The sequence below is a fragment of the Pseudomonas sp. MYb13 genome (assembly GCF_002980075.1).
Lineage (GTDB): Bacteria > Pseudomonadota > Gammaproteobacteria > Pseudomonadales > Pseudomonadaceae > Aquipseudomonas > Aquipseudomonas lurida.
In genome coordinates this window covers 83,052-97,910 of record NZ_PCQI01000001.1, presented here as the reverse complement: position 1 = coordinate 97,910, position 14,859 = coordinate 83,052, and the positions used below count along the sequence as shown (strand labels likewise).

Sequence of the window (14,859 nt, the reverse complement as noted above, 5' to 3'; positions counted from 1 at the left end):
AGAAAAAGGCTTGCCGCAGCAAGCCTTTGGAAGAAGGGCATCAAGCTTGCTGGCGATGTTTTTTTTCCAGCTTCTTCTTGATCCGGTCGCGCTTGAGCGTGGACAGGTAATCGACAAACAGCTTGCCATTGAGGTGGTCGCATTCGTGCTGGATGCACACTGCCAACAGGCCTTCGGCAATCAGCTCGAACGGCTTGCCGTCGCGGTCCAGGGCCTTGATCTTCACGCGCAGCGGGCGCTCGACGTTCTCGTAGAACTCCGGCACCGACAGGCAACCTTCCTGGTATTCGCCCATCTCGTCGGTCAGCGGTTCGAACTCGGGGTTGATGTACACCATCGGTTCGCTGCGGTCTTCCGACAGGTCCATGACCACGATGCGCTGATGCACGTTGACCTGGGTCGCGGCGAGGCCGATGCCCGGGGCTTCATACATTGTTTCAAACATGTCATCGACCAACTGACGAACCTTGTCGTCCACTACGGCCACCGGTTTGGCGATCGTGCGCAGGCGCGAGTCGGGGAATTCGAGGATGTTCAAAATAGCCATAAGCGTAATTGCTGCACATGTGAGGTAGAGGCAAATCGGCGTTGGGATGGACCCAGACAGCCGGTGTGAAGCGCCCCGAAGCCGCGAAGGCTCTGGCATTTCACGCGAACGCACATAATAAAGGAGATTGACCCCATGAGGAAATCGCTACTCGTCTTGCTGCTGTGGGCCCCGTTCGCGATGGCCCTGCTGCCGCAGCCCGTCCAGCGACTGGATCAGCCGACGCAACACGCTATCCAGCGGTTTTTACTGCATAACCGCCTGCTTGATTCGCCCCAGGATCTGGACAACGCCCCGTACATTGTCGCCGCCGATGCAGGACGCGTGCTGGGTGCCAATGGCGAGCGGGTGCATGCCCGAGGCAACTTGGACCCTTCCCAGCCCGATTACGCAATCTTCCGACGGGGTAAGGTCTACACCGACCCCCACACCCAGGAACTGCTGGGCATCAATGCCGACGACATTGGCACTGCGCGATTTGTCGTGGCCGGTGACCTGACGACCCTGGCCGTACAGCGGATCACCCAGGAGGTACGTCCCGGCGACCGCCTGCTGCGCGTGCAGTCTCCCGTCGCCCCGACGACCTTTGCAGACACGCCGGCAGCGGCTTTTGTCGAAGGGCAAATCATCGATATCCCCAAAGGCGTCACTCAGATCGGCGTACTCGATGCAGTCACCCTGAACAAAGGCCGTCGCGACGGCCTGGTCGAAGGCCAACGCCTCAGTGTGATCAAGACTGGCGCTACCGTGCGCGACATCTTCACCGCAGCCCCGGTGAAACTTCCCGATGAACACGCCGGCGTCCTACTGGTGTTTCGCACCTACGAAAAGCTCAGTTACGCCCTTGTGCTCAGTGCCTCACGACCGTTGGCGGTGATGGACCGATTCGAGACTGCCCATCAAACACAATAAATAGCCTGCTAAATAAGTTACCAACAGAGTTATCCACAGCTTGTTCCGGTCAAGGATGATCAAATGAATCCGATAAACTGTCATGAAATATCCCCGTCAGAACTGGAAGCCCGACTACGCTTGCACAGGCTGCCGGAACTGGGTCCCAAGCGCTTTCGCTTGCTGATCGAAGCGTTCGGCTCTGCATCCAAGGCTCTCAGTGCACCCGCCAGTGCCTGGCGTTCACTGGGTGTGCCGGCCATCAGTGCCGACGCCCGTCGCAGCCATGAAGTCCGCGAGGGTGCCCGTTCGGCATTGGCCTGGCTGGCGTGCCCGGGCCAGCATTTGCTGATGTGGGACCAGCCGGAGTACCCCGTGCTGCTCGCCCAGATTGATGACGCGCCACCGCTGTTATTCGTCGCCGGTGACCCCCTGATCCTGGAAAAACCGCAACTGGCGATGGTGGGGAGCCGCCGCGCAACCCGTCCTGGCATGGACACGGCGGCCGCGTTTTCCCGCAGCCTGGCGAGTGCCGGTTTTGTCATCACCAGCGGCCTGGCCTTAGGCATCGACGGCGCAGCTCATCAAGCCGCATTGGACGTGGGCGGCCAGACAATCGGGGTACTCGGCACCGGGCTGGAAAATTTTTATCCACAGCGTCACACACGCCTGGCGGCGGCGATGATTGACCAAGGCAGTGCCGTGGTTTCCGAGTTTCCCCTGGACGCACCGCCCCAGGCCGGCAACTTCCCCAGGCGTAACCGCATCATCAGCGGGTTGTCCCTGGGCGTACTGGTGGTGGAAGCCAGCATGGCCAGTGGTTCGCTGATCACCGCGAAACTGGCGGCCGAGCAAGGCCGCGAGGTGTATGCCATTCCGGGGTCCATTCATCATCCCGGCGCCAAGGGCTGTCACCAGTTGATCCGTGACGGTGCGGTACTGGTGGAAACCATCGAGCACATTCTTGAAGGTTTGCGTGGCTGGCAGGCGCTGTCCCGACCGACGCCGATGCCTGTCGTGCATCCGCTGGTGGCGCTGCTGCACGCGGCGCCCCACACCAGTGAAGGCCTGGCGATTGCCAGCGGCAGGCCGTTGTCCCAGGTGTTGGCGACCCTGACCGAGCTTGAACTCGAAGGCCAGGTCATCTGCGAAAGCGGGCGCTGGCTTGCGCGCTGCTAGGTTTTGTAACGAAGATCGGTAAACTGCGCAGAGCTTTAGTCTGGAGAGTGAACCATGGTCAACCGGTGGCGTGTGCTGGAAACCGCACGAGAAATTCGCGCAGGCGCGGTGATTGCCTACCCAACCGAGGCAGTTTGGGGCTTGGGCTGCGACCCGTGGAACGAAGAAGCAGTGGACCGTTTGCTCGCCATCAAGAACCGTTCGGTGGACAAGGGCCTGATCCTGGTGGCGGACAACATCCGTCAGTTCGACTTCCTGTTCGAAGATTTCCCGCAGGATTGGATCGACCGCATGGCCAGCACCTGGCCGGGCCCGAACACCTGGCTGGTGCCTCATCAGGACATGCTGCCGGAATGGGTAACGGGTGTTCACGACACCGTGGCGCTGCGGGTAACCGATCATCCACTGGTGCGCGACTTGTGCTCGCTGGTGGGGCCGTTGATTTCCACGTCGGCCAACCCCCAGGGACGTCCGGCGGCGCGCTCGCGGATTCGCGTGGAGCAATACTTCCGTGGCCAGGTAGACCTGGTATTGGGTGGCGCCCTGGGTGGGCGCAAGAACCCGAGCCTGATTCGCGATCTGGTGACGGGTGAGGTGGTGCGGCCTTCCTGAGGCCCAGGCGCGGCCATCGTGGGCAAGCCCGGCGCCCATACTTGATCCGTGTTCGTCATGACAACACGGTCAAATGTGGGCGCCGGGCCTGCCCGCGATGAGGCGTTTACAGGCTCCAGATATCGATTGTCCTACGGCAACAGAATGGTCGACCCTGTCGTGCGCCGCCCGGACAACTCGGTCTGTGCCTTCGCCGCATCCGCCAGCGAATAGCGCTGGTTGATATCAATGCGCACCTTGCCGCTCTTGATCATCGAGAACAGGTCATCCGCCATTGCCTGCAGGTTCTGCGGGTTATTGGCGTAGGTCGCCAACGTCGGCCGGGTGACGTACAGCGAGCCTTTGGCCGCCAGAATCCCCAGGTTCACCCCGTCCACCGCACCCGACGCATTACCGAAACTCACCACCAGCCCCCGCGGCGCGACGCTGTCCAGTGACGTCAGCCAGGTGTCCTTGCCAACGCCGTCGTACACCACCGGGACTTTTTTGCCGTCGGTCAATTCCAGCACGCGCTGTGCGACATCTTCCTTGCTGTAGTCGATGGTTTCCCAGGCTCCTAAGGATTTGGCCAACGCGGCTTTTTCCGGCGAGCTGACGGTACCGATCAGCTTGACGCCCAGCGCCTTGGCCCATTGACAGGCCAGGGAGCCTACGCCGCCTGCGGCGGCATGGAACAGGATGGTTTCGCCGCCTTTCAGTTCGTAGGTCTGGCGCAACAGGTACTGCACGGTCAGGCCCTTGAGCATGGCGCCGGCGGCTTGTTCGTAGCTGATCTCATCCGGCAGGTGCACCAGGTTGGCGGCGGGCAACACGTGCAGCTGGCTATAGGCACCCAGCGGGCCGCTGCCATAGGCCACGCGGTCGCCGACCTTGAATTGGGTGACTTCGCTGCCGACAGCGTCGACCACACCGGCGCCCTCTGCGCCCAACCCCGATGGCAACGCGGGCGGCGCGTACAGGCCACTGCGGAAATAGGTGTCGATGAAGTTCAGGCCGATCGCCTCGTTACGCACACGCACCTGCTGCGGGCCCGGCTCCGCCGGCGTGTAGTCCACATACTCAAGCACTTCGGGGCCGCCATGGGCGCTGAACTGGATACGTTTTGCCATCTGCCTTCTCCTTGGGTCGAATTCGCGTAGCCCACTATCCCACTCCTAAGCTTGATCTTCGTCAACTGCGGCGCAATGGGGTGCAGTGGTATCCTGTGCGCCCATTTGCCGCCGACGCCCAATGGCCTCGCGTAGCTTTGCCCGATTCAAGGTGATGCCATGACTACCCGCACCGAGGCTGTAAAGGCCTACCTGCTAGACCTGCAAGACCGCATTTGCAGCGCCCTGGAAACCTTCGAGACGGACACTCGCTTTATCGAAGACGCCTGGACCCGGCCTGCCGGCGGCGGTGGTCGCACCCGTGTGATCGAGAACGGTTCGGTGATCGAAAAAGGCGGCGTTAACTTCTCCCACGTGTTTGGTAGCGGCCTCCCACCGTCCGCCAGCGCGCATCGGCCTGAACTGGCCGGTCGAGGCTTTGAAGCCCTGGGCGTGTCGCTGGTGATCCATCCGCATAACCCACATGTGCCGACTTCCCACGCCAACGTGCGGTTTTTCATCGCCGAGAAAGAGGGTGAAGAACCGGTATGGTGGTTCGGTGGTGGCTTCGACCTCACGCCTTACTACGGCAACGAAGAAGACTGCGTCCACTGGCACCGCGTGGCCGAGCAGGCCTGTGCGCCGTTCGGTCCGGATGTGTATTCGCGCTACAAGGCGTGGTGTGACACCTACTTCCATATCAAGCACCGCAACGAACCGCGCGGTATCGGCGGCCTGTTCTTCGATGACTTGAACGAGTGGGGCTTCGACACCTGCTTCGCCTTCATCCGGGCCATCGGCGACGCTTACATCGACGCCTACTTGCCGATCGTGCAACGCCGCAAGGCCCTCGCCTACACCGAGCAACAGCGCGAATTCCAGGAATTCCGTCGCGGTCGCTACGTTGAATTCAACCTGGTCTATGACCGTGGCACCCTGTTCGGCTTGCAGTCGGGTGGGCGCACCGAGTCGATCCTGATGTCGCTGCCGCCGCAAGTGCGCTGGAACTACGACTGGAAGGCCCAGGCCGGCAGCGAAGAGGCGCGTCTTACCGACTACTTCCTGCAAGACCGCGACTGGCTCGGCATCGCCGCGCCCAAGGCGGCTGTCTGATGGACCGTTACGTCGTCTTCGGCAACCCCATCGGCCACAGCAAGTCGCCGCTGATCCACCGGATGTTCGCCGAGCAGACGGGCGAGCAACTGGACTACAGCACCTTGCTGGCACCGCTGGAGGATTTCACCGGCTGTGCCCGTGAGTTTTTTCAACACGGCCGTGGCGCGAACGTCACGGTGCCGTTCAAGGAAGACGCCTACCGCCTGGCCAACACCCTGACCGAACGCGCCCAACGCGCGGGCGCGGTGAACACCCTGAGCAGGCTGGCCGACGGCAGGCTGCTGGGTGATAACACCGACGGCGCCGGCCTGGTGCGTGATCTCACGGTCAATGCCGGGCTGAAACTGCAGGGCCAGCGCATCCTGCTGCTGGGTGCCGGCGGTGCGGTACGTGGCGCGCTGGAGCCGCTGCTGGCCGAGCAACCGGCCTCGCTGATCATCGCCAACCGTACCGTGGAAAAAGCCGAGTTCCTCGCCGAGTTGTTCGACGACCTGGGCCCGGTGTCTGCCAGCGGTTTCGACTGGCTGCGTGAGCCGGTGGACGTGATCATCAACGCCACGTCCGCGAGCTTGTCAGGCGATGTACCGCCGATTGCCGGCAGCCTGATCGATCCGGGCAAGACCTTTTGCTACGACATGATGTACGCCAAGGAGCCGACCGCGTTCTGCCGCTGGGCGACTGAACAGGGCGCGTCCGTGACCATGGATGGCTTGGGCATGTTGGTGGAACAGGCGGCGGAAGCGTTCTTCCTGTGGCGCGGCGTGCGCCCGGATTCGGCGCCGGTGCTGGCCGAGTTGCGCCGGCAGTTGGCCTGACGCTATCTGACATGGGCACGGCACTGTGGGAGCAGGCAAGCCAGCGCCCACAGTTCAATGGTGTTTAGTCTTCGAACTGGATGGGGCACTTGTCGGCCCCTTCCAGTTTCCTCAACTCCTCCACCACCTGCGGCCTGGCCCTGCGCAACGTCAGGCTGCGTCCCAAGCCCTTCAGGCGCCGCGCTTCCTGATGCAGCATCTCCACCCCGGAATAGTCGATAAAGTTGATCTGCTGCGCCTCGATCACCACCCGTTCGCCCTGCAAACGTTGCAGGCGTACTTGCAGGTAATGGCTGGCGCCGAAAAAGATCGAGCCACCTACCCGCAGCACATCTTCGTCACCCTCACGCCACTGCTGCACTCGGGGTTGCGAGGTGCGCTTGAGGTAGAAAAACAGTGACGCCAGCACCCCGGCATAAATTGCCGTCTGCAGCTCCAGCAGCAAGGTGGCCACGCACGTCAGGCCCATCACCACAAACTCGGCGCGACTGACACGGAACAACGCACGAATGCCGCGATGGTCCACCAGGCCCCAGCAAATCAGCAGGATGCTCGCGGCCATGCTCGGGATCGGGATGTGTGCGATCAGCGCCGCCCCAAACACCGCGAACACCGCCACCCACAGCGCGGAAAACACGCCGGCCAATGGCGAGCAGGCGCCGGCCTCATAGCTGAGGCCGGAGCGAGTAAAGGACCCGGCTGACAAGTAGCCGGAGAAAAATCCGCCAACGATATTGGATAAACCCTGCGCGCGTACTTCTTGGTTGGCATCGAGCAATTGCTGTGAACGGGCCGACAGCGAGCGGGCGATCGACAGGCTGGTGACCAGCCCGAGCATGCCCACTGCCACGGCGCTGGGCAGCAGGCGAAGAATCATGTCCAGGTCCATCGGCAAGGGGCTGAACGGCGGCAGTTTGCCAACAAATGAACTGACCCGCGCCACATGCCCGAACATTGCCGGCCACACCCATGCGACCACGCTGCCCAGTGCCAGTGCAATCAACAGCGTTGGCCAGCGGGGTACCAGGTACTTGAGTAGCGCGCCCACCAGCAACGTGCCCAGCCCAAGGGCGAGGGACGCATGGTCCCATTCGCCGCTGTGGTGGATCAGTGCCAGCAGGCTATTGATCGCCGTAGCCTGGCTGGGTAAATCCAAACCCAGCAGGTTGGGCAACTGCCCCAGGGCAATCACCACGGCGGCACCCAGGGTGAAACCGAGCACCACCGAGTGAGAGACAAAATTCACCAGCGCGCCAAAGCGCAGCATGCCCAGCAGCCACTGGAAAACGCCGGCGAGGAAGGTGAGCAGCAGGATCAGGGTGATGTAGTCCTGGGACCCCGGCACGGCCAGGGGGCTGACACTGGCGTAAAGCACGATGGAAATGGCCGCCGTGGGGCCGCAGATCAGGTGCCAGGATGATCCCCAGAGGCAAGCGATCAGGACCGGGATAATCGCGGCATACAAGCCGTATTCGGGAGGCAGGCCGGCAATCAGTGCGTAGGCGATCGACTGCGGCAGGGCGAGCACGGCGCCGCTCAGGCCGACCAGTGCGTCACGGCCGACGCTGGCACGGGTCTGGCGCGGCAGCCAGGCGAGGAACGGAAAGAGTGATTGGCGGTTGGGCCGGGGCATCGCAGACTCGGGTCGGAAAAGGTGTGAGGCAGAGTATCAGTACACGCAAGCCCCTGTGGGCGCTGGCTTGCCTGCGATACTGGCACCTCGGTGTTACCGGAACACCACAGTGATGCTATCGCAGGCAAGCCAGCGTCCACCGGAGTGGCGGCGGCCGTCAGAGTTTGGCTTTTACAGCGGCCAGCGCATCCTTGCCATCCACGGTTTTCACGCCGTCCAGCCACTTGTCCAACACTGCCGGATTCGCCTTTAGCCACGCCTTGGCCGCATCGGCGTTGCTGACCTTTTTATTGGCCACCTCGGCCATGATGCTGTTCTCCATCTCCTGGGTAAAACTCAGGTTGGTCAGCAATTTTCCGACATTTGGGCAGGCCTGCGCATAGCCCTTGCGGGTCAAGGTATACACGCTGCCGGTGTCACCAAAGTATTTCTCGCCGCCCTTGAGGTAATGCATTTTCAATTGCACGTTCATCGGGTGCGGCGTCCAGCCGAGGAAGGTCACGAATTTCTGCTTCTTCACCGCTCGCGACACTTCGGCCAGCATCGCCTGTTCGCTGGACTCGATCAGCTTCCATTGGCCGAGGTCGAAGTCGTTTTTCTTGATGATCTCTTGCAACGAGATATTCGCCGGCGCGCCGGAGCCAATGCCGTAGATCTTCTTGTCGAACTTGTCGGCAAACGTGTTCAGGTCAGCAAAGTCATGCACACCGGCGTCCCACACGTAGTCGGGCACGGCGAGGGTGAACTCGGTGCCGTCGAGGTTTTTCGCCAGTTGCACCACATCGCCATTGGCCACGAACTTGTCGTAGAAGCCCTGCTGTGCCGGCATCCAGTTGCCCAGGAACACATCCACCTGGCCGTCCTTGAGCCCGCCGAAGGTGATCGGCACCGCGAGGGTGTCGACCTTGGCCTTGTAGCCCATGCCCGTCAGCAGGAAACCGGTGATGGCATTGGTGGCCGCGATATCGCTCCAGCCTGGATCGGCCATCTTTACCGTTTCGCAGCTGGTATCCGCGTACACGTTGACGCTGCTCAGCGCCAAGATGCCCAATACCACAGTCAACTTTTGCATGGCCTTCCCTCTGTCTATTTATGGGTGTTGGCAGGGTTGTGGATAACGTGCCTTGCGCTCCAGGTCGTCGAGATCGATATGGTTGCGCATGTATTGCTGACTGGCGTCCACCAGTGGCTGGTGATCCCAGCTCTTCAGCTTGCCCTGGGTCAGTGCTTCAAACACCAGGCGACGCCGACGTTGGCTGGCGAGCACCTGTTGGTGGATCGCCGGGATGTCCCATTTGGCCCGCGCCTCGTCCAGGAAGGCTGCAAACAGCGCCTGATGCTGCGGCGACTGGCTGAGTTCTTCCTGCTCCCGAGGGTCGTTGCGTACATCGAACAGTAGACAAGGGTCGTCTTCGCTGTAGATGAATTTGTAGGCGCCACGGCGAATCATCATCAGCGGGCTGATGGTGCCTTCGGCCATGTACTCGCCAAACACTTCGTCGTGCCCGCCCTGCCCCTGCAAGTGCGGCACCAGTGAGCGGCCATCCAGTGGCAGTCGCGGGTCCAGCTCGCCGCCGGCCAGTTCCACCAGGGTTGGCAACAGGTCGGCGGTGGACACCGCTTTGCTGACGCGGCCCGCCGCGAACTGCCCTGGCGCACTGACCAGCAGCGGCACGCGGGCGGCCATTTCAAACCAGTGCATCTTGTACCAGAGGCCCCGCTCGCCGAGCATGTCGCCGTGATCGCCGGAGAAGACAATGATGGTGTCATCGGCCAGGCCTGTGTCTTCCAGGGTCTGCAGCAGCTTGCCGACATTGCTGTCGATGTAGCTGCATGCGCCGAAATAGGCGCGGCGTGCATCGCGGATCTTATCCACAGGCAGCGGCTTGTCCCACAAGTCGTAGACCTTGAGCAGGCGCTGGGAGTGCGGGTCGAGATCGGCTTGGGCCGGCGTGGTAGGCAATGGAATGTCGGCGTCGTCGTACAGGTCCCAGAAAGGCTTGGGAATGGTGTACGGGTCGTGCGGGTGCGTCATCGACACGGTCAGGCAGAATGGCTGGTCGCCGTCTTCGCGGATATGGTCGAACAGGTATTGCTGGGCCTTGAACACCACCTCTTCATCGAAATCCAGCTGGTTGGTGCGCACGCATGGCCCGGCCTGCAGCACCGACGACATGTTGTGGTACCAAGTGGGGCGCACGTCTGGCTCGTCCCAGTTCACCGCCCAGCCATAGTCGGCGGGGTAGATGTCGCTGGTCAGGCGCTCTTCGTAACCGTGCAATTGGTCGGGGCCGCAGAAATGCATCTTGCCCGACAGCGCCGTGCGGTAGCCGAGGCGGCGCAGGTAGTGGGCGTAAGTCGGCACGTCGGCGGGGAAATCCGCCGCATTGTCATAGGCGCCGATTTTGCTCGGCAGTTGCCCGCTCACCAGGGTGAAGCGCGACGGTGCGCACAGCGGGCTGTTGCAATAGGCGGCGTCGAACACCACGCCTTGTGCAGCCAGACGGCTCAGGTTCGGCAGTTTGATCGGCGAAGAACCATAGAACGGAAGCAACGGTGCGGCCATTTGATCGGCCATGATGAAAAGAATGTTCTTGCGCTTCATGATCTATCGGCATTCCATAGGCAGTGTTTATGCGACTGAGCATGCAGCCCATGGAAAATGGGGTAAAGCCCATGAAAAGCAATGTCTAGGATAAGCACAGCTTATGTATGAAGCCCTCGGTGACCTGTCTCTCGATCTGCTGCGCGCCTTTGAAGCGGCAGCGCGTCATCGCAGCTTTACCGCCGCCGCGATGGAACTGGGCACCACCCAGCCAGCGATCAGCCAGCAGATCAAGCGCCTGGAAGAACAACTGGCGATCCGCCTGTTTGATCGCATCTACCGTGGCATCGAACTGACCGATGCTGGCGCCTTGTTGTTCGAGCATGTGCAAGGCGGTTTGCAGGCCATCAACGCCGGGCTCAGTGCGATCACCCAGCAGGATCAGCACGAAGTGCTGCAAGTGGCCACCGACTTCGCCTTCGCCGCGTATTGGTTGATGCCGCGCTTGCATCGCTTTCATGCGGCCAACCCTCAGGTGGATGTGAGCCTGGTGACCAGCGAGCGCAACCACGCCACCTTGCGCAGCGACATCGACGTGGCCGTACTGTTTGGCGATGGTCGTTTCAAGCAGGGCGACAGCCTGTGGCTATTCAACGAGGAAGTGTTCCCGGTGTGCAGCCCGCAGTGGCTCAAGGAACAGGCCAGGCCGTTGTCTGTACAAAATTTGCACGATTTTCCGTTGCTGCACCTTCGCCAGGAGAACAACAGCCAGTGGTTCGACTGGAGCGGCGTGTTTCGCGAACTGGGCATCGCCAGTGCACCGACGCCCGGCCAACTGCGCTTCGACAACTACACGCTGTTGATTCAAGCGGCGATTGCCGGCCAGGGCGTGGCTATCGGCTGGCGCCACTTGGTGGATAACCTGCTGGAACAGAACTGGTTGTGTCGGCCGATCAGCGACACCGTGATCTCGCGTTTTGGCTATTACGTGGTGCAACCGCAACGCAAACGCCGGGGGCAGTTAGTGGAGCGTTTTGTCGACTGGCTGGTCGCCGAGCAGGCCAGTAGTGCGCAGTCCTTGACCGGGCTGGCCCTGCCGTCGATTGCGGTCTAGCATCTGGCGCATATTGGATCCGGAGTCCGTCATGCAACGTATCAAGGGTTACCACGCCCATATCTACTTCGACGCAAACACGATCGACCAGGCGCGCACCCTGTGCGAAGACGCCGCCAAACTCTTCCCGCTGCGTATGGGGCGCGTGCATGAGCGGCCCGTGGGCCCGCACCCGGACTGGAGCTGCCAACTGGCGTTCGATGCCGAGTACATCGGCGTGGTGCTGCCGTGGTTGGTGATCAATCGGAATGGGTTAGTGGTGTTCCTGCATCCCGATACTGGCGATGACCTCAAGGACCACACCGATTACGCGATCTGGATGGGCGCGATGCGCGAGTTGGATTTGTCTATTTTTTAATCGATCCCGTCACCTGGCTGCGCAAAGGGACGGGATTTTTATTGCCTTCTCCCACTATATGGGACTGTTATTTATATATTGAGATATAGCTAAGCATAGGTTTATATTCGCCCATCTGCTTTTTTCAGCACCCACTCAATTCAGGTGAAGCGATGCAGGCGCAATTGATCGCGCTCGATTGGGGTACCAGCTCCCTTCGTGCTTATAAACTCGGCCCCGCAGGCGTGGTGCTGGAACAGCGCTCGCTGGCGTGGGGCATCATGCATTTGCCCACCGAGCCCCGCGATATAGCCGGCGTACGCTGCAGCGATGGCTTCGAGTTGGCGTTCGATGCGGCCTGCGGGGATTGGCTCGACGCCGCGCCCAACGTGCCGGTGATCGCCTGCGGCATGGTCGGCAGCGCCCAGGGCTGGAGCGAAGCGGCCTACCGCAACACTCCGGTCGATGTTGCGAGCCTTGGCCAAGCGCTGCATCGCGTGCGCAGTGTGCGTGGCGTCGACGTGCATATCGTGCCGGGCGTGATCGAGCGGGTTGGCTTGCCCAATGTGATGCGCGGCGAAGAAACCCAAGTATTGGGCGTGCTGCAAGGGTTGGGCGCCAATGGGTTGATCGGCCTGCCCGGCAGCCATTCCAAGTGGGTCGAGGTGGTCGAGGGCTGCATCACCCACTTCGACACCTTCATGACCGGCGAGCTGTTCGCGGTGCTGAGCAAACACAGCATCCTGGGGCGCACCCAGCAACCCAGCGAACAATTCCAGGCTGACGCCTTTGACCGAGGCGTGCACGTAGCGCTCTCCAAAGACGGCCAGCGCGGTGTGCTGTCGACCCTGTTCAGCGCGCGCACCCTTGGACTTACCGCGCAACTCGCCCCCGACCAGCAGCCTGATTACCTCTCGGGTTTGCTCATCGGCCATGAACTCGCCGGTTTGCCCGGCCGCGCAAAACACCAGCCGATCATCCTGGTCGGCGCCGCTCCCCTCTGCGCCCGCTACCAACGCGCCCTCACCCTTTGCGGCTTTGCCCACGTCAGCCTGGCGCAGGAAGCCACCGAGCGTGGCCTGTGGCAATTGGCCGTGGCAGCCGAGCTCATTCAACCTGTAACGGAGGCCTGACATGCTCAAGCAAGCACTCGCGCAAAACGGTTTGATCGCCATTCTGCGCGGCATTCGCCCGGACGAAGCCGAGGCCGTCGGCCAGGTGCTGTATCAGGCCGGGTTTCGCGTGATCGAAGTCCCGCTGAACTCGCCCGACCCTTACACCAGCATCCGCACCCTGCGCGATACCCTGCCCGCCGATTGCCTGATCGGTGCCGGTACGGTGTTGCTGCCTGAGCAGGTCGAGCAAGTGAAGGCCGCCGGTGGCCAGGTGATCGTGATGCCCCACAGCGATGCCAAGGTGTTGCGTGCCGCCAAAGCCGCGGGTCTGTTCCTGTCGCCGGGTGTGGCGACGCCCACCGAAGCCTTTGCCGCATTGGCCGAAGGCGCCGACGTGTTGAAGCTGTTCCCAGCCGAGCAAATGGGCCCGGCGGTGATCAAGGCGTGGCTGGCGGTATTGCCGGCCGGCACCTTGTTGCTGCCGGTGGGCGGCATTACTCCGGACAACATGCAGGTGTTTATCGACGCTGGCGCCAAAGGCTTCGGGCTGGGCTCCGGGTTGTTCAAACCGGGCATGACCGTGGATCAGGTAGCGAGCCGCGCCCAGGCTTATGTCGCCGCCTGGAAAGCCCTGAGCTGAATTCAAGTTCCGCGCCCACAGGCGCTGCATCTAATAAGAGAGATAACAGATGAAAATCACCAAACTGACGACCTTTATCGTCCCGCCGCGCTGGTGCTTCCTCAAGGTCGAGACCGACCAGGGTGTGACCGGCTGGGGCGAGCCTGTCGTCGAGGGCCGCGCCCACACTGTGGCGGCGGCCGTCGAAGAGCTGTCCGACTACCTGATCGGCAAAGACCCCCGCAATATCGAAGACATCTGGACCGTGCTCTATCGCGGCGGCTTCTACCGGGGCGGTGCCGTGCACATGAGCGCCCTCGCCGGTATCGACCAGGCGCTGTGGGACATCAAGGGCAAGGCCCTGGGTGTGTCGGTCAGTGATCTCTTGGGTGGCCAGGTGCGTGACAAGATTCGTGTGTATTCATGGATCGGCGGCGACCGCCCGGCCGACACCGCCCGCGCCGCCAAAGAGGCCGTGGCCCGTGGCTTCACGGCGGTGAAAATGAACGGCACCGAGGAGCTGCAGTTCGTCGACAGCTTCGAAAAAGTCGACCTGGCCCTGGCCAACGTGGCCGCCGTGCGTGATGCGGTCGGCCCCAACGTCGGCATTGGCGTCGACTTTCATGGCCGCGTGCACAAGCCCATGGCCAAGGTGCTGATGAAGGAACTGGACCCGTACAAGCTGATGTTTATCGAAGAGCCGGTGCTCAGTGAAAACTACGAAGCGCTGAAGGAACTGGCACCGCTGACCAGCACCCCGATTGCCTTGGGCGAACGCCTGTTTTCGCGCTGGGACTTCAAGCGCGTGCTCAGCGAAGGTTACGTCGACATCATCCAACCGGATGCGTCCCACGCCGGTGGCATCACCGAAACCCGCAAGATCGCCAACATGGCCGAAGCCTACGATGTGGCGCTGGCCCTGCACTGCCCGCTGGGCCCGATTGCGTTGGCGGCCTGCCTGCAACTGGACGCGGTCTGCTACAACGCGTTCATCCAGGAGCAAAGCCTGGGCATTCACTACAACGAGAGCAATGACCTGCTCGACTATGTGCGCGACCCGGGCGTGTTCGACTATGACCAAGGCTTTGTGAAGATCCCCAACGGGCCGGGCCTGGGCATCGAGATCAACGAAGAGTACGTGATCGAACGCGCGGCCATCGGCCACCGCTGGCGCAACCCGATCTGGCGGCATGCCGACGGCAGTTTTGCCGAGTGGTAATTCCTGACTGACGCACAACAGGTGGGAGC

At 61.9% G+C, this 14,859-nt stretch carries 15 protein-coding genes; 10 read left to right on the top strand and 5 right to left on the bottom strand.

Annotated features, from left to right (window positions below; translation table 11 throughout):
* Nucleotides 1–40 precede the first annotated feature (40 nt).
* The gene (gene def, locus CQ002_RS00490) at nt 41–547 is read right to left on the bottom strand and encodes a peptide deformylase (protein WP_034110518.1); all 507 of its coding nucleotides are present in this window, start codon (nt 545–547) and stop codon (nt 41–43) included.
* Nucleotides 548–682: 135 nt separating this feature from the next.
* Between def and CQ002_RS00485 the strand changes: the two genes are divergently transcribed.
* From CQ002_RS00485 to CQ002_RS00475, 3 genes are all read left to right on the top strand, one after another.
* The gene (locus CQ002_RS00485) at nt 683–1,459 is read left to right on the top strand and encodes a peptidoglycan-binding protein (protein ID WP_105161406.1); all 777 of its coding nucleotides are present in this window, start codon (nt 683–685) and stop codon (nt 1,457–1,459) included.
* A 63-nt stretch (nt 1,460–1,522) separates the two neighbouring features.
* Nucleotides 1,523–2,617, top strand: coding sequence for a DNA-processing protein DprA (gene dprA / locus CQ002_RS00480; protein WP_105161407.1), 1,095 nt, complete (start codon nt 1,523–1,525; stop codon nt 2,615–2,617).
* A 54-nt stretch (nt 2,618–2,671) separates the two neighbouring features.
* Nucleotides 2,672–3,229, top strand: a complete 558-nt coding sequence (locus CQ002_RS00475) for an L-threonylcarbamoyladenylate synthase (protein ID WP_034110523.1) — start codon at nt 2,672–2,674, stop codon at nt 3,227–3,229.
* A 131-nt stretch (nt 3,230–3,360) separates the two neighbouring features.
* On the opposite strand, the gene CQ002_RS00470 is transcribed toward CQ002_RS00475, so the two are convergent.
* Entirely contained in the window at nt 3,361–4,338 is a 978-nt protein-coding gene (locus tag CQ002_RS00470) for a quinone oxidoreductase (protein WP_069078632.1), read from the bottom strand.
* Nucleotides 4,339–4,497: 159 nt separating this feature from the next.
* Between CQ002_RS00470 and hemF the strand changes: the two genes are divergently transcribed.
* Together hemF and aroE are read left to right on the top strand one after the other, a co-directional pair.
* Nucleotides 4,498–5,430 carry an oxygen-dependent coproporphyrinogen oxidase gene (gene hemF / locus CQ002_RS00465; protein WP_105161408.1) on the top strand — a complete coding sequence of 311 codons (933 nt, stop codon included), beginning with the start codon at nt 4,498–4,500 and terminating at the stop codon, nt 5,428–5,430.
* Nucleotides 5,430–6,248 carry a shikimate dehydrogenase gene (aroE, locus tag CQ002_RS00460; RefSeq protein ID WP_105161409.1) on the top strand — a complete coding sequence of 273 codons (819 nt, stop codon included), beginning with the start codon at nt 5,430–5,432 and terminating at the stop codon, nt 6,246–6,248. The genes hemF and aroE overlap by 1 nt, the downstream gene beginning before the upstream one ends.
* 64 nt (nt 6,249–6,312) lie before the next feature.
* On the opposite strand, the gene CQ002_RS00455 is transcribed toward aroE, so the two are convergent.
* The 3 genes from CQ002_RS00455 to betC all read right to left on the bottom strand — a co-directional run bounded on the left by CQ002_RS00455 (nt 6,313) and on the right by betC (nt 10,486).
* Nucleotides 6,313–7,881: a SulP family inorganic anion transporter gene (locus tag CQ002_RS00455; protein ID WP_069078633.1), complete on the bottom strand. Its 1,569-nt coding sequence runs from the start codon at nt 7,879–7,881 to the stop codon at nt 6,313–6,315.
* A 157-nt stretch (nt 7,882–8,038) separates the two neighbouring features.
* A complete protein-coding gene (choX, locus tag CQ002_RS00450) occupies nt 8,039–8,953 on the bottom strand; it encodes a choline ABC transporter substrate-binding protein (protein WP_034110533.1) in 915 nt (304 codons plus the stop codon).
* Nucleotides 8,954–8,971: 18 nt separating this feature from the next.
* A complete protein-coding gene (gene betC / locus CQ002_RS00445; RefSeq protein ID WP_105161410.1) occupies nt 8,972–10,486 on the bottom strand; it encodes a choline-sulfatase in 1,515 nt (504 codons plus the stop codon).
* A gap of 103 nt (nt 10,487–10,589) precedes the next feature.
* On the opposite strand from betC, the gene CQ002_RS00440 reads away from it, so the two are divergent.
* From CQ002_RS00440 to dgoD, 5 genes are all read left to right on the top strand, one after another.
* Nucleotides 10,590–11,540 (top strand): LysR family transcriptional regulator, encoded by a 951-nt coding sequence (locus CQ002_RS00440; protein ID WP_034110536.1) that lies wholly within the window; start codon nt 10,590–10,592, stop codon nt 11,538–11,540.
* A 31-nt stretch (nt 11,541–11,571) separates the two neighbouring features.
* Nucleotides 11,572–11,898: a DOPA 4,5-dioxygenase family protein gene (locus CQ002_RS00435; protein WP_034110537.1), complete on the top strand. Its 327-nt coding sequence runs from the start codon at nt 11,572–11,574 to the stop codon at nt 11,896–11,898.
* A gap of 152 nt (nt 11,899–12,050) precedes the next feature.
* Complete coding sequence (locus CQ002_RS00430; RefSeq protein WP_105161411.1) at nt 12,051–13,010, top strand: 2-dehydro-3-deoxygalactonokinase; 960 nt, start codon at nt 12,051–12,053, stop codon at nt 13,008–13,010.
* A gap of 1 nt (nt 13,011) precedes the next feature.
* On the top strand, nt 13,012–13,632 hold the full coding sequence (locus tag CQ002_RS00425) for a 2-dehydro-3-deoxy-6-phosphogalactonate aldolase (RefSeq protein WP_034110541.1): 621 nt from the start codon (nt 13,012–13,014) through the stop codon (nt 13,630–13,632).
* A gap of 49 nt (nt 13,633–13,681) precedes the next feature.
* The gene (gene dgoD / locus CQ002_RS00420; RefSeq protein WP_003170741.1) at nt 13,682–14,830 is read left to right on the top strand and encodes a galactonate dehydratase; all 1,149 of its coding nucleotides are present in this window, start codon (nt 13,682–13,684) and stop codon (nt 14,828–14,830) included.
* Nucleotides 14,831–14,859 lie beyond the last annotated feature (29 nt).